Annotated in this window: 18 protein-coding genes and 1 riboswitch; of the genes, 6 read left to right on the top strand and 12 right to left on the bottom strand. The window is 74.4% G+C overall.

Annotated features, from left to right (window positions below; genetic code table 11):
* Window positions 1-54: 54 nt before the first annotated feature.
* Window positions 55-255, bottom strand: a complete 201-nt coding sequence (locus VGI02_RS08505; protein WP_331626872.1) for a hypothetical protein — start codon at window positions 253-255, stop codon at window positions 55-57.
* 149 nt (window positions 256-404) lie between these two features.
* Between VGI02_RS08505 and VGI02_RS08500 the strand changes: the two genes are divergently transcribed.
* Both VGI02_RS08500 and VGI02_RS08495 read left to right on the top strand, forming a co-directional pair.
* Window positions 405-1370 carry a quinone oxidoreductase family protein gene (locus VGI02_RS08500; protein WP_331626871.1) on the top strand — a complete coding sequence of 322 codons (966 nt, stop codon included), beginning with the start codon at window positions 405-407 and terminating at the stop codon, window positions 1368-1370.
* Window positions 1371-1642: 272 nt separating this feature from the next.
* Window positions 1643-2458, top strand: a complete 816-nt coding sequence (locus VGI02_RS08495; RefSeq protein WP_331626869.1) for a SigB/SigF/SigG family RNA polymerase sigma factor — start codon at window positions 1643-1645, stop codon at window positions 2456-2458.
* Here VGI02_RS08495 and VGI02_RS08490 read toward each other — a convergent pair.
* From VGI02_RS08490 to lepA, 3 genes are all read right to left on the bottom strand, one after another.
* Window positions 2425-4425 (bottom strand): FAD/NAD(P)-binding protein, encoded by a 2001-nt coding sequence (locus tag VGI02_RS08490; protein WP_331626868.1) that lies wholly within the window; start codon window positions 4423-4425, stop codon window positions 2425-2427. The genes VGI02_RS08495 and VGI02_RS08490 overlap by 34 nt on opposite strands.
* 233 nt (window positions 4426-4658) lie before the next feature.
* Window positions 4659-6539, bottom strand: coding sequence for a DEAD/DEAH box helicase (locus VGI02_RS08485; RefSeq protein ID WP_331626867.1), 1881 nt, complete (start codon window positions 6537-6539; stop codon window positions 4659-4661).
* A 173-nt stretch (window positions 6540-6712) separates the two neighbouring features.
* Entirely contained in the window at window positions 6713-8578 is a 1866-nt protein-coding gene (lepA, locus tag VGI02_RS08480) for a translation elongation factor 4 (protein WP_331626910.1), read from the bottom strand.
* 248 nt (window positions 8579-8826) lie between these two features.
* Here lepA and rpsT point away from each other — a divergent pair, with 248 nt between their 5' ends.
* On the top strand, window positions 8827-9120 hold the full coding sequence (rpsT, locus tag VGI02_RS08475; RefSeq protein WP_331626866.1) for a 30S ribosomal protein S20: 294 nt from the start codon (window positions 8827-8829) through the stop codon (window positions 9118-9120).
* A gap of 284 nt (window positions 9121-9404) precedes the next feature.
* Here the strand turns inward: rpsT and holA are convergent, their stop codons facing one another.
* Window positions 9405-10421 carry a DNA polymerase III subunit delta gene (holA, locus tag VGI02_RS08470; RefSeq protein WP_414638221.1) on the bottom strand — a complete coding sequence of 339 codons (1017 nt, stop codon included), beginning with the start codon at window positions 10419-10421 and terminating at the stop codon, window positions 9405-9407.
* Between the two features lie 137 nt (window positions 10422-10558).
* Window positions 10559-10678, top strand: a riboswitch (SAM riboswitch).
* A 16-nt stretch (window positions 10679-10694) separates the two neighbouring features.
* Between holA and thrC the strand changes: the two genes are divergently transcribed.
* Complete coding sequence (gene thrC / locus VGI02_RS08465) at window positions 10695-11975, top strand: threonine synthase (protein ID WP_331626907.1); 1281 nt, start codon at window positions 10695-10697, stop codon at window positions 11973-11975.
* A 12-nt stretch (window positions 11976-11987) separates the two neighbouring features.
* On the opposite strand, the gene VGI02_RS08460 is transcribed toward thrC, so the two are convergent.
* The 5 genes from VGI02_RS08460 to rsfS all read right to left on the bottom strand — a co-directional run bounded on the left by VGI02_RS08460 (window position 11988) and on the right by rsfS (window position 17562).
* Entirely contained in the window at window positions 11988-14369 is a 2382-nt protein-coding gene (locus tag VGI02_RS08460; protein WP_331626906.1) for a ComEC/Rec2 family competence protein, read from the bottom strand.
* 80 nt (window positions 14370-14449) lie between these two features.
* Window positions 14450-15637, bottom strand: coding sequence for a helix-hairpin-helix domain-containing protein (locus VGI02_RS08455; RefSeq protein ID WP_331626865.1), 1188 nt, complete (start codon window positions 15635-15637; stop codon window positions 14450-14452).
* 10 nt (window positions 15638-15647) lie between these two features.
* Entirely contained in the window at window positions 15648-16487 is an 840-nt protein-coding gene (gene octT, locus VGI02_RS08450; RefSeq protein ID WP_331626864.1) for a diglucosylglycerate octanoyltransferase, read from the bottom strand.
* Between the two features lie 49 nt (window positions 16488-16536).
* Window positions 16537-17166 carry a histidine phosphatase family protein gene (locus VGI02_RS08445; RefSeq protein ID WP_331626863.1) on the bottom strand — a complete coding sequence of 210 codons (630 nt, stop codon included), beginning with the start codon at window positions 17164-17166 and terminating at the stop codon, window positions 16537-16539.
* Between the two features lie 9 nt (window positions 17167-17175).
* On the bottom strand, window positions 17176-17562 hold the full coding sequence (gene rsfS, locus VGI02_RS08440; RefSeq protein ID WP_331626862.1) for a ribosome silencing factor: 387 nt from the start codon (window positions 17560-17562) through the stop codon (window positions 17176-17178).
* A gap of 69 nt (window positions 17563-17631) precedes the next feature.
* Here rsfS and VGI02_RS08435 point away from each other — a divergent pair, with 69 nt between their 5' ends.
* The gene (locus VGI02_RS08435; protein WP_331626861.1) at window positions 17632-18837 is read left to right on the top strand and encodes an FIST signal transduction protein; all 1206 of its coding nucleotides are present in this window, start codon (window positions 17632-17634) and stop codon (window positions 18835-18837) included.
* A 51-nt stretch (window positions 18838-18888) separates the two neighbouring features.
* Here the strand turns inward: VGI02_RS08435 and VGI02_RS08430 are convergent, their stop codons facing one another.
* The gene (locus tag VGI02_RS08430; protein WP_414638220.1) at window positions 18889-19317 is read right to left on the bottom strand and encodes a TetR/AcrR family transcriptional regulator; all 429 of its coding nucleotides are present in this window, start codon (window positions 19315-19317) and stop codon (window positions 18889-18891) included.
* Between the two features lie 277 nt (window positions 19318-19594).
* Between VGI02_RS08430 and VGI02_RS08420 the strand changes: the two genes are divergently transcribed.
* Window positions 19595-19759 carry a nuclear transport factor 2-like protein gene (locus VGI02_RS08420; protein WP_331626859.1) on the top strand — a complete coding sequence of 55 codons (165 nt, stop codon included), beginning with the start codon at window positions 19595-19597 and terminating at the stop codon, window positions 19757-19759.
* A 65-nt stretch (window positions 19760-19824) separates the two neighbouring features.
* Here the strand turns inward: VGI02_RS08420 and VGI02_RS08415 are convergent.
* Window positions 19825-20028, bottom strand: a 204-nt coding sequence (locus VGI02_RS08415) for a YdeI/OmpD-associated family protein (RefSeq protein WP_331626858.1), incomplete at its 5' end; no start/stop codon positions are given.

Below are 20028 nucleotides of genomic sequence, written 5' to 3'. Positions count from 1 at the left end.
AGGGCCACGAGCGTGCCGGACACCCACAGCCGGGCGTAACGGCGGTCCACCCGGTCAGCCCCCGCCGACGCGGCGCCGCTCGACGGCCGCGAGGCGCCACGCGACGGTGCGCTCGACCAGCGAGTCCACGACCGCGGCGATCCCCCAGCACAGCGGGCCGAGCACGCCGACGACCAGGATCACCTGGAGCGTGAAATCGAGCTGGGTCAGCCACAGCTCGACGCCGTCCCACCAGGTCGCCACCGCGTGCAGCACGCGCATCACGGTACGCGCGGACGGCGCCGACGCCGGTGGCGGGCAGGCCTCGACCGGCAGCGTCCGACGCGGCGGTGCGGGCCCCGTCGCCGTCTCCGCGTGACGGGCACGATCGCGGCGGCCGGGGTCGGGCGGATAGGTTCGGACCCATGTTCGCCGTCTATGCGTCCGAGCCCAACGCCGACGATCCCCTCGCCGCCCTGGTGGTGGGCGAGCGTCCCGACCCGGAGGTCCCCGACGGGTGGGTCCGGGTCAAGGTCGAGGCCGCGAGCCTCAACATGCACGACCTGTGGACCCTGCGCGGCGTGGGCATCAAGGAAGATCAGTTCCCGATGATCCTGGGCTGCGACGGCGCGGGCACGCTCGACGACGGCACGCCCGTCGTCCTGCACTCGCTGATGGGCGACCCGGACTGGAAGGGCGACGAGACCCTCGACCCGAAGCGCAAGATGCTCACCGAGTGGGCGCAGGGCAGCTTCGCCGACTACGTCGTCGTCCCGAAGCGCAACGCGCTGCCCCGCCCGGAGGGTCTCTCGGCGGTGTCGGGGTCGGTCATGGGCACCGCGTGGCTCACCGCCTACCGGATGCTGTTCACCAAGTCCGGGCTGCGCGGCGGCCAGACGATGCTCGTCCAGGGCGCTTCGGGCGGGGTCTCGACGGCGCTGATCGCGCTCGGCCGCGCCGCGGGCATGCAGGTCTGGGTCACCGGGCGCACCGACGAGAAGCGGGAGCTGGCGCTGCGCCTGGGCGCCCACCAGGTCTTCGAGTCGAACGCGAAGCTGCCCGGCAAGGTCGCGGCCGTGTTCGAGACGGTCGGCGAGGCCACCTGGAAGCACTCGGTGCGTTCGCTGGTGCCCGGCGGCACCATCGTCTGCTCCGGCGCCACCTCCGGGAACCAGCCCCCGGCCGAGCTGGCCCAGATCTTCTTCCTGCAGAAGAACCTGGTCGGCTCCACCATGGGCACCCTCGAGGAGCTGCGCGACCTGCTCGACTTCGTCGCCACCACCGGCATCAGCCCGGAGATCGGCCAGGAGCTGCCGATGACCGAGGCGGCCAAGGGCTTCCAGGCGATGTCCGACGGCGAGACCGCCGGCAAGATCGTCTTCACGCGATAGACCGGCACCGGACGGGCGCGCGGAGGGTGGAGCCACACTCTCCGCGGCCCGGCCCGCCGCGCGATGTTTGGTCTCCGGCGCAGCGGGGCATGCCGATGGTCCGAGGGTTGAGCGCACAGTCCCGGTTCGAGGCACCTGGCGACCGCATCCCCTCTCCGTGTTCCCGACGCGGATCGCCGTGCCCGTCTCGCACGCGACCGCGACGTGGTTCATCCGGCTAGCCACCGCGGGCCACCTCAGTGCCGTCGTCACGGCACGATCCGGAGGTCTGCATGAGTGAGCGCACCAGCGCCTACGACCAGTACGCCCCTCTCCTCGACGAGCTGTCCACCTGCTCGTCCGACGACCCGCGACGCGACGAGCTGACCCGCCGGTTGGTGGACGCCTACCGGCCCGTCGCCCACAACATCGCCCGGCGCTTCTCGCGGCGCGGCGAGTCGGTCGACGACCTCGAACAGGTCGCCTCGATCGGCCTGCTGCACGCCCTGCGGCGCTACGACCCCACCCAGGGCCGCGACTTCATGTCCTACGCGGTCCCGACGATGATGGGTGAGGTCCGCAGGCACTTCCGCGACGCGGCGTGGACCATCCGCACCCCGCGCGGGGTGAAGGACCGCTACCTGCAGGTGGGCGCCGCCTCGACGACGCTGAGCCAGCAGCTCGGGCGCGCCCCCACGGCGACGGAGCTCTCCGAGCACCTCGGTGTGGACCGTGAAGAGGTCATCGAGGCGATCTCGGCCCACCACTCCTACCGCCCGGAGTCCCTCGACTCCACGCTCACCCAGGGCACCGACACGACGATGGCCGACGTGCTCGGGGCCGACGACCCGGACCTCGACCACGTCGAGGCCCGAGCCCTCGTCCGGGACCTGGTGGGGACGCTCCCGGAGCGGGAGCGCCGGATCCTGGTGCTGCGCTTCATCCACGAGCAGACCCAGTCCGAGATCGCCGCCCAGCTCGGGATCTCCCAGATGCACGTGTCCCGGCTGCTCAGCCAGACCCTCGACCGGCTCCGGGAGCGGGCCCGCGTGCGCGAGATCGGCACCGTCTCCGCTCAGGAGCCGGTGGCGCTCGCCAGGACGGCCTGAGCACACGCGTCGTTGGCGCGGAAGCTCAGGCTGTTCGTGCGCGGCCGGGTGAAGGCGCCCGGCAGGCGCACCGTGGTGTGCGGGCCGACGGCGAACAGCCGCGGATGCGGTTCGTCGTCGGGCCCGGTCAGCACCCGGAAGTCCGCGGCACGGACCGGCACCAGGCCCGTGGTCCGCACGACGAGGGGGACCTCGCGGCTCTCGACGCGGTCGGCGACCGCGTCGAGAGCGCACGGGGTGGCCCGGTCCTCCCAGCGCAGGGTCTCCTCGTCGAGCACGCCGTGCGCAGTCAGCGACGCGAGCATCGGGTCCACCGTGCGTCGCACGCTGGGCGACGCCAGCCGGGCGTCGACGAAGGTCGGGGCACGCACCTCGCCCTGCAGGGACGCACTCGTCGCCACGAAGGCAGGCCCCCCATCGGCGTGCTCGGGTGCTCCGCCGTCGGGGGACTCGTCGATGGCGACGTCGATCCCGGCGCCGAGGAAGGTCACGTAGCCGGCGCGCGAGAGTGCGAGCAGCTGGCGCAGACGGGGTCCGGGCGGCCCGCTGGCCATCGACGAGAACAGGTTCTGCCACCACGACAGGTCATGGGCGCGCGAGCGTGGGGTCAGGCCGCCGCGGCTCGCGAGCTCGCTCGAGGTCATGTAGGCGGACAGCAACGCCGTGAACGCGCCCAGCTCGGCGGTGTGGGCCGGGTCGACGTGGCGGGCCAGGTCGTCCGCGATGTACTCGCGCAGGTGCTTCTGCAGCGTGTCGAGGTCGGCGTCGACCCCGGCGAGGGGCCGGTCGAGACGCTCGAAGTCGAGCCGGTCGGACTCGGCGGGCACCGCCTCCGCGACCAGCGCCTCGCGCGCGTCGGAGTACCAGTCCAGCGCGGCATATCGGTCCGCGAACTCGTCCCAGGTGGTGGTGACGCGGTCGGGGTGGCCGTGGTGGAGCTCGTGGTACCAGCCCCAGCCGACCTCCTTGGCGATGAGCGGCCACACCTCCTCCCGCAGGCTGACCTCGCCGCGTGCGAGCAGCGCCTCGACCTGCTCCGGGCCGAAGAACCGGGGTAGCGGCGGGCGCGGGCCGCGCAGCGTGTACTCGGTCTTCGCGTGGTACGGCACTCCGCGGCCCGACCCGACCGCCAGGAACACCTCGCGCCCGGACGGGACGTACTCGAGCCGGCCGCGCTCGGCCTCGACGAAGCGCCCGCCCCGGCCCTCGTAGATCAGCACCATGAGGTCGACGAACGCCAGGCCCATGCCGCGGGCGATCACGGTGCGTCCGGGCTCGATCGCGTCGAGGTCGGAGTCGGTGGTCTGCTCGGGCGGGAAGTACTGCAGGCCGAGCCGCTCCGAGGCGTCGACGATCGCGGCCTCGTCGTCGGACGGGGTGGCGTCGAGGTGGCCCGAGGCGAGCACGACGGCGTCGGCGGGGACCACGACGGAGCCCTCGGCCGGGTCGTTCATGTCGATGCGCACGCGCCGCACGTCGCCGTCGACGACCCCCACGGCCCGTCCGCGGTGGACGTGCACCCGCAGCCCCTCGGGCAGGGTGTCGAGGACGCGGCGGAGCACGAAGTCCAGGTAGTGGCTCTGCAGCTGGCGGGTCGGGAACGTGTCGGGGCGCAGCCCGCGCACCTCGTCACCGACGCGGCCCCCGGGCACCGACTCACCGTCGAGCTCGCCGCCACGGACCTGCTGCGCCCATTCGATGAGGCTCGGGCCGGGCACGATCGGTCCCTCGCAGACGACCGTGTCGTCGGTGTACATCGTCACGTCCGCGGCCATGGAGTTCATCCACAGCAGCTCGGACTGCGCGCTGCGCCAGATGCGGCCCGCGCCCGCCGGGTACGGGTCGACCAGATGCACGTCGAGGGGGTGCTCGGCGTCGACACCGTGGCGCGGCGCGGACGCGGCGAGGCGTTCGAGCACGCCGGTCCCGCGCGGGCCCCCACCGACGATCACCACCGAGCGCGCCATCCGCCGGTCTCCCCTCGCTCGTCCCTCGACGGTAGGTGCGTCGCGCACCGACTGCCATCGGGTGTGACGCGCTCCGGGCTCCCGGCATTCCCTCGGCACCCGTCCCGCCCCGAACCGCCGGCGGCCCCGGAACGAGCGAAGGGCCCCGTCGCACGAGTGGATCGAGCGACGGGGCCCTTCGGTCAGAACCGGGCCGGCGTCAGAAACTGGCCGGCGTCAGCACGTGGTGGTGCTCAGCGCGAGCTGTGCTCCCGGCGGTCCGGCCGAGCGCCGCGCTCGCCCCGGCCGTCGGAGGAACCCCCGGCCTCGGAGGCCCGGCGCAGTCCCATCGGCCGCCCGGCGACGCGCGCCCGCTGCAGCCGCTTGACGACGTTGCCCGGGACGTCCGCGGGCAGCTCGACCAGCGTGTGGTCGGTGCGGATGTCGATGTGGCCGATGTGCGCGGAGTCGAGGCCCGCCTCGTTGGCGATGGCGCCGACGATCGCGCCCGGCTTCACCCGCTGGTTGTGGCCGACGTCGATGCGGTAGGTGTCCGTGCCCGAGCCGACCGACCACGACGGGGCGGGCGCGCGGCCCTTGCCCTGCCCGCGGCCGGGCTTGTCGTCCCGGCCACGGTCGTCCCGGCCACGCTTGTCGCCGCGTGCCGGCGGGGCCGGCAGGTCCTCGACCAGCAGCGGCTTGCCGCCCTGCACCATCTTCGCGAGTGCGGCGGCGAGCTCGATCGGGTCGACGTCGTGCTCGGCGACGTACTCGTCGATGATCTTCCGGAAGACGGGCAGCGGGTCGCCGCCGTCCTTCTCCCCGGCGAGGGCCGCGGTGATCCGCTCCCCGAACCGGGCCCGGCGTCGCGCGTTGACCTCGTCGGTGCCCGGCACCGACATCTCTTCGGCCTTCTGCCGGGTGGTGTTCTCGATCGCGCGCATCAGCCGGATCTGGCCGCGGGTGACGAACGAGATCGCGTCGCCCGAGCGTCCCGCGCGGCCGGTGCGCCCGATGCGGTGCACGTAGGACTCGGGGTCGGTCGGGAGGTCGTGGTTGACGACGAGCGTGATGCGCTCGACGTCGAGCCCGCGTGCGGCGACGTCGGTGGCGACGAGCACGTCGAGCTTGCCCGAGCGCAGATCGGCGATCGTCTTCTCGCGCTGCTGCTGCGACAGGTCGCCGGAGATCGCGACCGAGGAGAAGCCGCGACGGTTCAGGGCCTCGGAGACGTCCGTGGTGTTCTGCCGGGTCCGGACGAACACGAGGGCGGCGTCGAAGTCCTCGACCTGCAGGACGCGGGCGAGGGCGTCGGCCTTGAGCCGGTCGGGCAGCACGACGTAGCGCTGGCGGGTGTTCGCCACCGTCGTCGTCTTGCCCTTGATCGAGACCTCTTCGGGCGAGTTCAGGTGCTTGCGGCTCACCTCGCGGATCGCCGACGGCATCGTCGCGGAGAACAGCGCCACCTGACGGTCGGCGGGCAGCATGCCGAAGATGTTCTCGACCTCGTCGAGGAAGCCCATCTGCAGCATCTCGTCGGCCTCGTCGAGCACGAAGTACCCGACGTCGGTGAGGTCGAGCGTGCCCTTCTCGAGGTGATCGGCGACGCGACCGGGGGTCCCGACGACGATCTGCGCGCCGCGGCGCAGGCCGGAGAGCTGCGGACCGTAGGGAGCGCCGCCGTAGAGCTGCACCACGTGCACGTGGGAGAGCCCGGCGGAGAACGACTCGATGGCTTCCGCGACCTGGATCGCGAGCTCACGGGTCGGCGTCAGGATGAGCGCCTGCGGGGCGCGCACGTTCGGGTCGATCCGGGAGAGCAGCGGCAGCGCGAACGCGGCCGTCTTGCCCGTGCCCGTCTGGGCCAGGCCGAGGACGTCGCGGCCGCCGAGCAGCAGCGGGATCGTCTCGGTCTGGATCGGGGTGGGCGTGTGGAAGCCCTGGTCGATCAGCGTGCCGAGCACGCGGTCGTCGAGGCCGAGGGTGGCGAACCCGTTGGGGGTCTCGCCGGCGTCCTCGGTCCCGTCGCCGTCCTCGACGGCCTGCTCGCCGGCGTCATCGGAGTCGGCGTCGGCCTCGGTGAGGAACGGGTCGAGCGGAAGATCGGAGTCGGGCAGGACAGCAGCGTTGGTCACAGAACTCTTTCGCGGAGGGGTACGGCGGACGGTTGGAGCTGTCCGCGGACCTCTTCGTTCGGGGTCCCTCCCAGGCCGACAGCTCGGCACCTGCACGAACAGTCTACGCGAGCCGGACACCGCGGTCGGTACGCCCCGTGTCGTGATCCCCGTCGCGGTCGGGGGCGTCCGGGCTACTTCTTGCCGGACTTCGCCTTGTCCACGGCGTTCTGGTCGGTGGAGAGCGCTGCGACGAAGGCCTCCTGCGGCACGTCGACCCGGCCGATCGTCTTCATCCGCTTCTTGCCCTCCTTCTGCTTCTCCAGCAGCTTGCGCTTGCGGCTGATGTCGCCGCCGTAGCACTTGGAGAGCACGTCCTTGCGGATCGCGCGGATCGTCTCGCGGGCGATGATCCGCGAGCCGATCGCCGCCTGGATCGGCACCTCGTACTGCTGGCGCGGGATCAGCTCGCGCAGCTTCGAGGCCATCGAGTTGCCGTAGCCGTAGGCGGCGTCCTTGTGCACGATCGCCGAGAAGGCGTCGACCGCCTCGCCCTGCAGCAGGATGTCGACCTTCACGAGGTCGGCGGCCTGCTCGCCCGCGGGCTCGTAGTTCAACGACGCGTAGCCGCGGGTGCGTGACTTCAGGACGTCGAAGAAGTCGAAGATGATCTCGGCGAGCGGCATCGTGTAGCGCAGCTCGACGCGGCTGTCGGACAGGTAGTCCATGCCGTCGAGCTGCCCGCGGCGCGACTGGCAGAGCTCCATGATCGCGCCGACGAACTCGGACGGCGCCAGCACCGAGACCTTGGTGATCGGCTCGTAGATCGCCGAGACCTTGCCCTCGGGCCAGTCCGCGGGGTTGGTCACCTCCGCCTCGCTGCCGTCGTCGAGCTCGACGCGGTAGACGGTGTTGGGCGCCGTGGAGATCAGCTCGAGGCCGTACTCGCGCTCGAGCCGGTCGCGGGTGATCTCCAGGTGCAGCAGGCCGAGGAAACCGCAGCGGAAGCCGAAGCCCAGCGCGGCGGAGGTCTCGGGCTCGTAGGACAGCGCGGCGTCGTTGAGGCGCAGGCGGTCCAGGGCGTCGCGCAGCAGCGGGTAGTCGCTGCCGTCGATCGGATAGAGGCCCGAGAACACCATCGGCTGCGGGTCGCGATAGCCGCCCAGCGGCTCGGCGGCGCCGCGGCGCTCCCAGGTCACCGTGTCGCCGACGCGGGACTGGCGGACGTCCTTCACCCCGGTCATGAGGTAACCCACCTCGCCGACGCCGAGGCCCTGGCAGGGCTTCTGATCCGGCGAGATGATCCCGACCTCGAGCAGCTCGTGCACCGCGTTCGTGCTCATCATCCGGATGCGCTCGCGCGGGGTGATCCGCCCGTCGACGACGCGGATGTAGGTGACGACGCCGCGGTAGGTGTCGTAGACCGAGTCGAAGATCATCGCCCGGGCGGGGGCGTCGGCGTCGCCGACCGGCGCCGGGACCCGCCGCACCACGGAGTCGAGCACCGCCCCGACGCCGTCACCGGTCTTCGCGGAGATGCGCAGCACGTCCTCGGGCTCGCACCCGATGAGGTGCGCGATCTCCCCCGCGTACTTCTCCGGCTCGGCCGCGGGGAGGTCGATCTTGTTGAGGACCGGGATGATCTCCAGGTCGTGCTCGAGCGCGAGGTAGAGGTTGGCGAGCGTCTGCGCCTCGATGCCCTGCGCGGCGTCGACGAGCAGGATCGCGCCCTCGCACGCCGCGAGCGACCGGCTGACCTCGTAGGTGAAGTCGACGTGGCCAGGGGTGTCGATCAGGTGCAGCACGTGGTCGCGCATCTCGCCGTCGGGCCCGGCGGCGTACCAGGGCAGGCGGACGTTCTGCGCCTTGATCGTGATGCCGCGCTCACGCTCGATGTCCATGCGGTCGAGGTACTGCGCCCGGTAGGCCCGGTCCCCCAGCACGCCCGTGAGCTGCAGCATCCGGTCGGCCAGCGTCGACTTGCCGTGGTCGATGTGCGCGATGATGCAGAAGTTGCGGATTCGCTCCGGCGGGGTGAACGTCTCGTCGGCGTAGCCCACGGTGCCGGGTCGGCCAGGGGTCTGGGCCGACTGCTGCGACGTGGTGGTCTCGCTCAACGAGGTCCTCGTTCCTGCTCGGGCTCGGGCACGGTCTTCGTCCCCATGGTCCCATGGCCCCCGACCGGCAGTGTGCGCATGGGTGATTGGTAATCTGATGGCTACTGCGCCGTGCGGGCTGGACGCCTGTGTCGCTCCCGGGCGCGCCCGCATCATCCAGACGACACGACTGATCGAGGTTCGAAGGCCCAGTGGCGAACATCAAGCAGCAGGAAAAGCGCAACCGCAAGAACGAGGAGGCTCGTCAGCGGAACAGGGCGGTCAAGTCGCGGATCAAGACGGCGATCCGCCGGTACCGCGAGACCGTCGAGGCCGGTGACACCGCCGCCGCCGACGAGCGCCGCCGTGAGGCCGGGCGCCTGCTCGACAAGGCCGCGAGCAAGGGCGTCATCCACAAGAACCAGGCGGCGAACAAGAAGTCGCGCATGGCGCACCGCGCGGATCGCTTCTCCGTCGACGCCAAGGCGGGCAAGACCCCGGCCTGAGCCGAAGCCGCACCGAAGGGCACCGTCGGCCACCTCGCGTGGCTGACGGTGCCCTTCGTTCGTTCCGGGGTGCCGCTGTGCCGGGCCGGGCCGGCGCCACGAGGGGCACACCACGCACGGCGGGGCGGCCCCCGAGCTGCGTGATGTACTCCTGATCACGCAGGCGACCCGCCGGCCCGCGACGACGGGCACGTCAGGCAGCTCACGCAGCACGACGAGGCGCCTGGTGTGCTCCTGATCTTCAGCCGCCCCTGGCAGGCGCCCGTGAGCGGTCGGTCCGGCGCTCAGCGACGGCGGGCGTGACCGGCCAGCGCGGCGAGCTCCACCGTCGCCCGCTCCAGCGCGTAGGAGGGATCGGCCGCGGCGCCCTTGACGTCGGCGTTCACGTCGGCGACCAGGGACATCGCGCGGGTGAGCCCCGGCCCGTCCCAGCCGCGCGCCTGCCCCTGGGCCTTCTTGACCTTCCACGGCGGCATCTTGAGGTCCGAAGCCATCCGGTACGGGTCCCCCCGGCCCGCCGCGCTCACCCGCGCGATGGTGCGCACCGCATCGGCCAGCGCGTCGGCCACCAGCACGTGCGCCACCCCGGTGTCGAGCGCCCAGCGCAGCGCCTCGAGCGCCCCCGCCCGGTCCCCGGTCACCGCGCGTTCGGCGACCGCGAACCCGGTGACGTCGGCCCGCCCGCGGTGGAAGCGGCGGACCGCCTCGGCGTCGACCTGACCCCCGGAGTCGCTCACCAGCTGCGACGACGCCGCGGCGAGCTCGCGCAGGTCCGACCCGATGGCGTCGAGCAGCAGACCCAGCGCCTCCCCGGTGACAGTGCCACCGGCCAGGCGGACCTCGGCGCGCACGAAGTCGGCCCGCTGCTCGTAGCGCTGCAGCTTCGGCGCCTCGGTGACCGCGGCGCCCGCTTTCTTCAGCCCGTCGACCAGCGCCTTGCCCTTGGCCCCGCCCGCGTGCACGACGACGAGCGAGACCCCGTCCGTCGGGGCCTTCGCGTAGTCCACGAGCACCGTGGTGACGTCGGCGTTCGCGTCCTGGGCGGCCTCGAGCACCACCACCCGGGCCTCGGCGAACAGCGACGGGCTCACCAGCTCGGCCAGCAGCCCCGCGGTGACCTCGTTCGCCTTCAGCGAGCGGACCTCGACGTCCGGGTCCTGGCGGCGGGCGGCCGCGACCACGCCGGACACCGCGCGCTCCACCAGCAGGCCCTCGTCGCCGACGACGAGGCGCACCGCCGCGTCGTCGACCTCGACGGACGGGGGCTTCGCGCCTGACGCGGGGCGGGCTCGGGGCGGCACGACGCCATCCTCGCAGGAGCCCCCGACAACGTGGCGTGCGCAACGTCGCTCCGCGGTGGCCCGCCGCCTACACGGTGCCGTAACGTGCCCGTTGCGCGCGGCCCTGATCGATCCCGTCGCGCACCACAACCGAATACGGCTCATCCAGAGGGGTAGAGGGAACGGCCCGACGACACCCCGGCAACCGGCGGCATCCGCGCATGCGGAGGGCAAGACCGGTGCCAATTCCGACCCGCCGCCGGCGGGGAAGATGAGGAGATTCCTTTCATGACCATGACTGCCTCCGGCTCGTCGAGTACCGCCTCCGGGACCGACGGTCCGTCTCTCGATCTCGGTCCCGCCGCCGCTCTCGCGTGCCGGGCCTGCGGCCACCGCCTCGCCCTCGCGGCCGAGTTCGCCTGTCCCCAGTGCTTCGGTCCCCTCGAGGTGGCCTACGACTTCGGCCGCATCACCCGCGAGCAGATCGAGCGCGGCCCGAAGAGCATCTGGCGCTACAAGGACCTGCTGCCCGTCCCCTCGACGGTCGAGGCGCACCCGAACATGGACCCCGGCTTCACCCGGCTCGTGAAGGCCGACCGGCTCGGCGCCGAGCTGGGGTTCCGCAACCTCTGGGTCAAGGACGACACCGGCAACCCGACCCACTCCTTCAAGGACCGCGTGGTCGCCGTCGCGCTCGCCGCCGCGCGGGAGCTCGGTTTCCGGGTGCTCGCCTGCCCGTCGACCGGCAACCTGGCCAACGCCACCGCCGCCGCCGCGGCGCGCGCCGGGTGGGACTCGGTCGTGCTCATCCCGTCCTCGCTGGAGCGGGCGAAGGTGATCATGACCGCGGTCTACGAGACCTTCCTGCTCGCCGTCGACGGGTCCTACGACGACGTCAACCGCCTGGCCACCGAGCTCGCCTTCGAGCAGGAGGACTGGGCGTTCGTCAACGTCAACGTCCGGCCCTACTACGCCGAGGGGTCGAAGTCGCTCGGCTACGAGATCGCCGAGCAGCTCGGGTGGCGGATCCCGGCGCAGACGGTGATCCCGGTGGCGTCCGGCTCGCAGCTCACCAAGATCGACAAGGCGTACGGGGAGCTGGCCTCCCTCGGCCTCGTCGACGGCGCCGGCTGGCGGATCTCCGGCGCCCAGGCCGCCGGGTGCTCCCCGGTGTCGACGGCGTTCGCCGAGGGCACCGACGTCGTCCGGCCGCAGAAGCCGGACACCATCGCCCGCTCCCTCGCGATCGGCAACCCCGCCGACGGCCCGTACGTGCTCGACGCCGTGCGCCGGACCGGCGGCTCGGTCACCGACGTGACCGACGACGAGGTGCGCGAGGCCATGCGGCTGCTCGCGCGCACCGAGGGCATCTTCGCCGAGACCGCGGGCGGGGTCACCGTCGCGAACGCGAAGAAGCAGCTGGAGGCGGGCACGCTCGACCCGGACGCCGACACCGTCCTGCTGATCACCGGCGACGGACTCAAGACGCTGGACGCCATCGAGGGCCAGGTCGGCCCGACGGCGACCGTGCCCGCGACGTCGGCCGCGGTGCGCGAGGCCCTCGGGCTGCGGTAGCACTCACGGCGGTCAACGCCGTTTCGGGTCGGGACGGGGATCGCCGCGGGCGACGACGGTGATCCCCCCACCGTTCCGGCCTCCGCCCGCCCCGGGCACGAGCGCGAGGTCACCGGCCTGGTCGGTGCGCCGCACGAGCGCCCCGGTCCCGGCGAGCAGGCCCATCATCGCCGGGTTCGGGTGCCCGTAGCTGTTACCCCGCCCGACGCTGACCAGCGCGAGCCGCGCGTGCGCCGCCGTGACGAATGCGGGCAGCGAGGACCGCGAGCCGTGGTGCGGCACCTTGAGCACGTCGGCGCGCAGGTCGACCCCGGACGCCAGCAGGGACTCCTGGGAGGAGCGCTCGGCGTCGCCGGGCAGCAGGACGCGTCCGAGCGGGGTGGTGGCGCGCAGGACCACCGAGGTGTCGTTGACCTCGGTGCCGTCGTCCGCGTCGACGTGCGGGCTCGGGTGCACGGGGCCGAGGACGTCGAGCGCGAGACCTGGCCACCGCAGCGTGACGCCCGGGTCGAGGCCGACGATCGGCGCGCCCGCGGCCCGGGCCCGCCCGGTGACCTGGGCGAGGGCCCCGAAGGGCTCGTGCACCGGCCCGAGCGCCACCGCCGCGGCGGGCCGGCCGCGCAGGGCCCCGGCGAGGCCGTCGACGTGGTCGGCGTGCAGATGGGAGAGCACGACGAGGGCGAACGAGCGCACCCCGAGACGGGACAGGCACCCGTCGACGGCGCTCCCGTCGGGGCCCGCGTCGAGGAGCACCGCGCGCCCGGGCTCCCCGGTGGCCAGGACGATCGCGTCGCCCTGACCGACGTCGCACATGACCACGGCCCAGTTCGGCGGCGGCCACCCCACGGGCGCGACGCGCGTCGGCACGAGCACGAGCAGCAGCCCGACGACGACGGCCAGCGCGATCAGCCGGAGGCGCCGCCATCGCAGCGCCACCAGGCCGAGCAGCACGAGCCCCGCCAGGAGCAGCCCACCGGTCAGCCCGCCCGGCCAGGTGAGCGTCGCGCCGGGCACCGCCGCGCACCGGTGCGCGACCCACACCAGCCACGACACCTCCGGGCCTGCCACCCACACCGCGGCGTGCGCGCCCGCGGTCCACCAGGGAGCGAGCACCGCCGCCAGCACCCCGAGCACGGTGGCGGGCGCGACGACGGGTGCGGCGAGGAGGTTCGCCAGCACCGCGACGAGGCTGACCTGACCCGAGAGCCCGGCGACGACGGGTGCCGTCGCCACGTGCGCCGCGAGCGGCACCGCCAGCGCCTCGGCGACCCCGGGCGGGACCCCGCGACGACGCAGAGCGGTCACGACCACCGGCGCGAGCAGGACGAGCGCCCCGGTCGCGAGCACCGAGAGCGCGAAGCCGGCGTCGACCGCCAACGCCGGGTCGACCAGGAGCAGGACGATCACCGTCGCGGCCAGCGCGGGCAGGACGGAGCGCGTCCGTCCCAGGGCGAGCGCGAGGATCGCGACCGAGCCCATCGCGCCCGCGCGCAGCACGCTCGGCGAGGGCCGCGCGAGGACGACGAAGCCGACCAGCGCGAGCACCGCCAGCACGGCCGCTGTGCGCGGGCCGAGCCGACCGAGCCGGGCGAGCAACAGGACGGCGCCCAGGACGAAGGCCACGTTGGCGCCGCTGACCGCCAGCAGGTGTGTGAGGCCTGCGGTCCGGAAGTCGCGGTCGAGGTCGGGCCCGATGCGGGACGTGTCGCCGACGACGAGCCCCGGCAGGAGCGCGCCGGGCTCGTCGGCCAGGACCGCGCGGGAGGCGTCGCGCAGCCCGGCGCGCAGGTCCCCGGCGGCGAGCTGGACCCCGGGCGGCGGCCCGACCTCGCGCGGCGGGCCACGGGTGCGCAGCACCGCGACGGTGAGATCGGGCCGGGTCGAGGCGCCCAGGGTGCCGCTCGCGGTGGCCCGCTGACCGGGGAGCAGACCCGCCCACCCTTGCGCGGGCGCGAGCAGCACCACACGCCCGTCACCGCGCCAGCGCGCGCCCGCCGCCTGGGCAGCGATCAGTTCCCCCCGCACCACGACCCGCGCGCCGCCGGCCGGCCCGGTACTGAGCAGCGGGGTCGGGTCGTCGGTCAGGATCACTTCGAGCGTCGCGGCGGACCCCGCGACGGCCGCGGCGCGCAGGGGGTGCCCGGCGACCTGATGGACCGCGGTGCTCGCGAGCCCACCCACGGCGGCGGCACAGATCCCGGACGCGAGCAGCCCGGCGGCCCAGCGTGGAGCCTCGCCGCCCGAGCCCCGCGCCGCGAGCAGCCGCCGACCGCCCAGCGCGGCGGCGACCAGCGCGAGGGCCGCGAGGAGCACGCCCGGGCCCCACCCGAGCCCGAGTGCCACCAGCGCGCCCACCCATGCCGCCACCGCGGGCGGGACGAGCCGGGCGTCCAGCGGCGGACGCGGCTCGTCGTCGGCGTCGCGCCGTCCGGTGGGCCGCCCGGTCGGGGCGTTCCCCCGCCCCCGGGCCGCGGTCACACCCGCACCAGCTCGCGGAGCGTGCCGAACCGCGCATCACCGATTCCGGGGATCTCGCGGAGCTGTTCCACCGCGGCGAACCGGCCGTTCTGGGTCCGCCAGTCGAGGATCTTCTTAGCGGTGACCGGGCCGACGCCGGGCAGTCCGTCGAGTTGTTCGAGCGTCGCCGCGTTGAGGTCCAGCTTCCCGCCCGGGGCGGGCGCCCCGCTCCCGCCACCTCCGCCGCTTCCTCCGGGAGCCGCGGCCGCGGCCGCCGGAGCCGCCGGGGGCGCGGCGACCCCGACGAGGATCTGCTGCCCGTCGACCACCCGCGACGCCAGGTTGAGCGGCGTCAGGTCGACCGCGGGCAGCGCCCCGCCCGCCGCGTCCACCGCCTCGCCGACCCGCGCGCCGTCCCGCACCGTGACCAGGCCCGGGCGGCGCACCTTGCCCGCGACGTTCACCACCACCGGCCCGCCGGGAGCCGGCGCCGCGACGGCCACGGACCCGGGTGGGCCGCCGCTCGACGGTGCACCGGGCGCGCCGGCCACCACGACCGGCAACGCGGGCACCGGCTCGGCCACCGGCCGACCGGCCCACACCCCGACCGCGGCCGCGACGGCCGCCGCCGCGGCAACCACGGCCAGCCCGATCGCGCCCCATCCGCCGGGGTCCCAGCGCGCCGCGAGCCACGACGCGGGCAGCCACCGGGCCGGTCCGCGGCGCGGTGCGTCCCAGGCGCTGGGCTCCCGTCCCCCGCGGACACGTCCTGGCGCCGGCCGCGCGTCGTCCCCGGATTCCCACGGGTCGTTCGAGTCCGCCGCGTCGATCGAGCCCCAGGACCCCTCGGCGCCTGGAGGCGGCCCGCTCACGACGCGCAGCCGCGCGCCCGGGGTGCCGTCCGGCGCGGTGGGCCACGCCCGCCGACCGCCCTGGTCCGGCGGCCACCCCCGCGGCTCACCCTCGTCCGGCGGCCGCGCCGGAAAACCGGACTCCTGCGCCCACGGCTCCGGACCGGGCCGCACCGCCGGATCAGGCCACCCCGGCGGATCGGGCCACGCCGGCGGACCGGGCCGTACCGCCGGATCGGGCCACGCCGACGGATCGGGCGCCGGCGCAGCGCCCATCGCCGCGCCGGGCCCGAGGTCGGGCGGGCGCGGGGCACCGAGGGTCTGGAGCCGCAGGCGGGCGTCGTCAGGGACCACCTGCCGGACGTTAGGGACGCGGCGGGGCGTCCTCCGAGCTCACGACCGGCGCCTGGGGACAGGACGCGGACCCGGTGCCGTTGGGGACGCCCGACTGCTCCATCGGGCGCGCCGGACCCCCGCCGGACGGCACATCGACCGCCTCCGCAACGGCGCGCGCCACTGCCTCCCCGACGGCCCGGTGCGCGTCCCACCCCCAGTGGATGCCATCCGGATTCCCACGCCCGGTGAGCACGTGCTCGACGACGAGCGGGGCGGAGTCGACGGTGACCACACCCCGCTCACCGGCCCACGCCCGCAGCGCCGCGACATGACCCGACCGGCGCGGGTGCACACCGCCGTAGAAGGACGAGCGGTGCACCGGGGGCAGCAGCAGGACCACCGGGGCGTGCGGGCGCAGCGTCGTCACGGCCACCCGGCAGCGCTCCAGGCAGCGCACGGTCTCGTGCGCGGGGAGCGCGGTGGGCCATCCCGCCGTCCAGCGCGCCGCCCGGGAGGCCGCCGTCGCGTGCCCCGCCTGATACGCGGCCCGCACCCGCGCCCGTAGCCCGGCCGGGCGCAGCACCCCGATCAGCTCGCGCAGGGCGGTCGGCAGCGGCGAGGGCAACGAGTCCATGCCCCCGACGCCGAGCACGAACGCGTCCGCGTGCATGACCGACGCCCACACCCGCGGGTCGGTGCGGACCGCGCCCCAGGCGTGGCGGGCCGTCCAGCCGAGACCCGCGTGCAGGTCGGCGGTGCCCGCCAGCCCGGTGGCGGCCACGTGGGGCCAGAGCCGCGGCTCGTCGGCCGGGTGGGCGGTGGCCGGGCCGTGGAAGCTCAGCGAGTCGCCGAGGACGAGCACGCGCATGGCAGCGATTGTGGTCGCCGGGGCGACGACATCCGCTCACATGGCGCCGTCACACGCCGCCCGCGCCCCACTGGGCCAGCCGCCACCGATCGATACGGAACTCCAGGACCGACCACCGGCAGTTGCCCAGCGGCGCCACCGAGGACCAGTGCTCCACGGGCCAGCCCAGGAACGAGCAGGTCAGCGCACCGATCGTGCCGCCGTGGGCCACGAGCACCGCGGTGTCGCCGACCGCCCCCGGTTCCGACGGACCGACCAGCTCCCGCAGCACCGGCAGCGCCCGCTCGGCCACGTCGACGCGCGACTCCCCGTCCGGCGGCGCGAACGCGGGCTCGCTCCGCCACCGGTCGAGCCCACCGGGCCAGCCCGCCTCCACCTCGGTGTCGACGAGACCCTGCCACTGCCCGACGTCGGTCTCGCGCAGCCGGGGCTCCTTGCGCGGCTCCAGCCCGCACGCCTCACCGACCGCCATGGCCGTCTGGAGGGCGCGCGCCTGGTCGGAGCAGACGAGGGCGACCGGCCGGAACCCGGCCACGGCGGGAGCCGCCTCGACCGCCTGCGCCTGCCCGGTCTCGTCGAGCGGGGGATCCAGGCGGCCCTGCATGCGCCGCTCGGCGTTCCAGCTGGTGCGGCCGTGCCGGAGCAGCACGACGCGCGTGATCACCCCGGGGTCGGTCATGGCAGGAGGTCAGTCGCCTGCGACGACCGGGCTGGACACCTCGGCCGGGAGCTCGATGCGCGGGCAGTCCTTCCACAGGCGCTCGAGGCCGTAGAACTCCCGAGCCTCGGAGTGCAGGACGTGGACCACGACGTCGCCGTAGTCCAGGAGCACCCAGCGGGCCTCCTGCGTGCCCTCGCGGCGCACCGCCTTGACGTCCTCGGCGCGCAGCTTCTCCTCGACGTTGTCGACCACGGCCTGCACCTGGCGCTCGTTGGGCGCGGAGGCGATGACGAAGCAGTCGGTCAGCGGGAGGCGCTCGGAGACGTCGATCGCGACCACGTCCTGGGCGAGCTTGTCGGCGGCGGCCAGGGCCGCGATCTCGGCCAGGCGCCGCGCACTGTCGGTGGCGGCCATCGCCGTCGAGTCTACCCGGACGGGCACGGGCCGGGTTTCGCCCCCGGGCGCGGTGTCCATACTCGACGCATGCCCGACTTCGGCGACGGACTCGCCCAGGGACCCGACCTGCTCGCCGCAGCGGAGACCGCGGTGGCGGCCGCGACGGCGCCGCTGCACGGCCGTCGGCCCGACCTGCTCAGTGTCTTCGTCTCCCACCCCGACCCGGACGTCGCGGCGAGCGCGGGCCAGCGGGCGATGGAGATCGCGGGGGCGACGACGTCGTTCGGCTGCCGCGCGTCCGGGGTCATCGCGGACGGGCGCGGGGTCGAGGACACGCCCGCCGTCGCCGTGTGGGCGGCGTCGCTGCCGGACGTGCGGGTGACGCCGTACCGGTTGCAGGCCGCACGTCACGAGGGCGGCATCTCGGTGGGCGGGATGCCGGTGCCCGCCGAGGACGACGCCGTGGCGGTGCTGCTCGCGGACCCGTTCACGTTCCCCGCGCAGGGCTTCGTCGAGCAGTCCGACTCCGCGCTGGGCGGGCTGCCGCTGGTCGGCGGGCTGGCCACGGCCCCGGTCGGCACGACGGCGCTCGGACCGTCACGGCCTGCCCCGGGCGGTGCCCGGCTGTTCCTCGACGGCGAGGTGCACGAGCGCGGCGCCGTCGGGGTGCTGCTCGGCGGCAAGGTCGGCGTGCGCACGCTGGTCAGCCAGGGGTGCCGACCGATCGGCCCGACGATGACGGTGACGGCCGCCGAGGGCGCCGAGCTCCACGCGCTGGCGGGAATGCCGGCCTACCGCAAGCTCGAGGAGATCCTCCGCGACCTCGACGACGACGACCGCGAGCTCGTGCTGCGCGGCCTGCACCTGGGCATCGCGATGGACGAGTACGCCGACTCCCACGGCCGCGGGGACTTCCTCGTCCGCGGCGTCGTCGGGGCCGACGAAGACACCGGCGCGGTGACGGTGGGCGACGTCGTCGAGGTCGGGCGCACCGTGCGCTTCCACGTGCGCGACGCGACGACGGCGGGCGAGGACCTCGACGCGCTGATGGCGATGAGCGGCGAGGACGGGCCGGTCGGCGGGGCGCTGCTGTTCACGTGCACCGGACGCGGGCGGCTCATGTTCGGCGAGCCGGACTCCCCCACCGGCGGCGCGAGCCACGACGTCCGCGCGGTCCGCCGCGGCCTCGCGCCGCGCGTCGCGGGGTTCTTCGCCGACGGCGAGATCGGCCCGGTGGGCGCGAAGAACCACGTGCACGGGTTCACGGCGTCGGTGCTGGCCTTCGACGAGTAGGTGGCCTGCGGCCTCGTGAGCAGTAAGTGCGGCCATATCGACATGTAGTGCTCACGAGCGCGGGGCGCACCTCAGGCCGTCGACCACGACCTGGATCGCCCGGCGGCGCACCTGCGGGTCGACGGCGAGGAACGCCTGGGCCTGCGCGACGCCGCGCACCAGGAAGTAGATCTCGTCCACGCCGACGTCGGCTCGGACGCGACCGGTCGCCTGTGCGCGCTCGAGGACCTCCCCCACGACCTGTCGGACCCGGGCGGAGGCCGCGCTCGCCGCCTCCCCGAATTCGCCGTCGTCGAGCAGGTGCCCGGCCATCGCGAGCTTCGTCGGCGCGTGCTCGGCCATCTCCGTGACGAGCCCGACGAGCGCGGCCACCGCGTCCTCGCCCGCCCCGGCGCCCCGGGCTCGGTCGCCGAGCCCGTCGAGGTGGGCGACCAGGGCGTGCTCGACGAGGCCGCGCTTGGTCGGGAAGTGCCGGAACACGGTGCCGACCCCGACGCCCGCGCGCCGCGCGATCTCCTCGGTGGATGCCTCGACGCCCTGCTCGGCGAACAGCTCCTGGGCAGCGGCGAGGACCCGACGACGGTTCGCGACGGCGTCCGCGCGACGGGTCGCAGGTCGAGCGCCTCGTCGCGCTCTACGCGGAGCGGACCCACGTCATCCACCCCGTGAACCCCGCGATCCCGGCGCTGCGCACCCGCGACGACCTGCGCCGGCACGACTGGGAGCGCCGGACGCGTTCGGGCCGGCCGACGTGGTCGTGCACACCACGACCGACCCCGAGGTCGTCGTCGCCGACTTCCACTACGAGGTGACGCGGGGGGCGACGACCTCGAGCATCCCGTGCGTGTTCGTGGTGCGGGTACGCGACGGGCTGATCGTGGACTCGCGCGATCATGCCGGCGCGCCGTCCCCTGGAGAGTGAGTGGCGGCTTCCGCTCGTCAGGTGTCAGCAATGGACCATTGCCGACGTCCCGGGCCGCAGCGGATCTACGACTTCTGCGGATAGATCGTCTCCCCGCGCGCGAGCATCGCGACGTACTCCCCGATCCGGCGCGACCGGGTCTCGGCCCGCTTGAGCTGACCGAGCCGATGGGTGAGCGCATAGCGGTTCTGGCTGGTCAGGCGCTCGAACATCGCCGCGGCGGCCGGGTCGGCGGCAATCGCGGCGGCGAGGTCTTCGGGGACGACGGC

It is taken from the genome of Actinomycetospora sp. (assembly GCF_036497245.1).
Taxonomy (GTDB): domain Bacteria; phylum Actinomycetota; class Actinomycetes; order Mycobacteriales; family Pseudonocardiaceae; genus Actinomycetospora.
This window is presented reverse-complemented; position numbering and strand designations above follow the sequence as displayed.

What these genes read in the sequence shown, in the direction of transcription:
- VGI02_RS08500 (WP_331626871.1), top strand. Translation starts at nt 405, where the DNA reads ATGTTCGCCGTCTATGCGTCCGAGCCCAACGCCGACGATCCCCTCGCC.
- VGI02_RS08495 (WP_331626869.1), top strand. Translation starts at nt 1,643, where the DNA reads ATGAGTGAGCGCACCAGCGCCTACGACCAGTACGCCCCTCTCCTCGAC.
- VGI02_RS08490 (WP_331626868.1), bottom strand. Translation starts at nt 4,425, where the DNA reads ATGGCGCGCTCGGTGGTGATCGTCGGTGGGGGCCCGCGCGGGACCGGC.
- thrC (WP_331626907.1), top strand. Translation starts at nt 10,695, where the DNA reads ATGACTGCCTCCGGCTCGTCGAGTACCGCCTCCGGGACCGACGGTCCG.
- octT (WP_331626864.1), bottom strand. Translation starts at nt 16,487, where the DNA reads ATGCGCGTGCTCGTCCTCGGCGACTCGCTGAGCTTCCACGGCCCGGCC.
- VGI02_RS08445 (WP_331626863.1), bottom strand. Translation starts at nt 17,166, where the DNA reads ATGACCGACCCCGGGGTGATCACGCGCGTCGTGCTGCTCCGGCACGGC.
- rsfS (WP_331626862.1), bottom strand. Translation starts at nt 17,562, where the DNA reads ATGGCCGCCACCGACAGTGCGCGGCGCCTGGCCGAGATCGCGGCCCTG.
- VGI02_RS08435 (WP_331626861.1), top strand. Translation starts at nt 17,632, where the DNA reads ATGCCCGACTTCGGCGACGGACTCGCCCAGGGACCCGACCTGCTCGCC.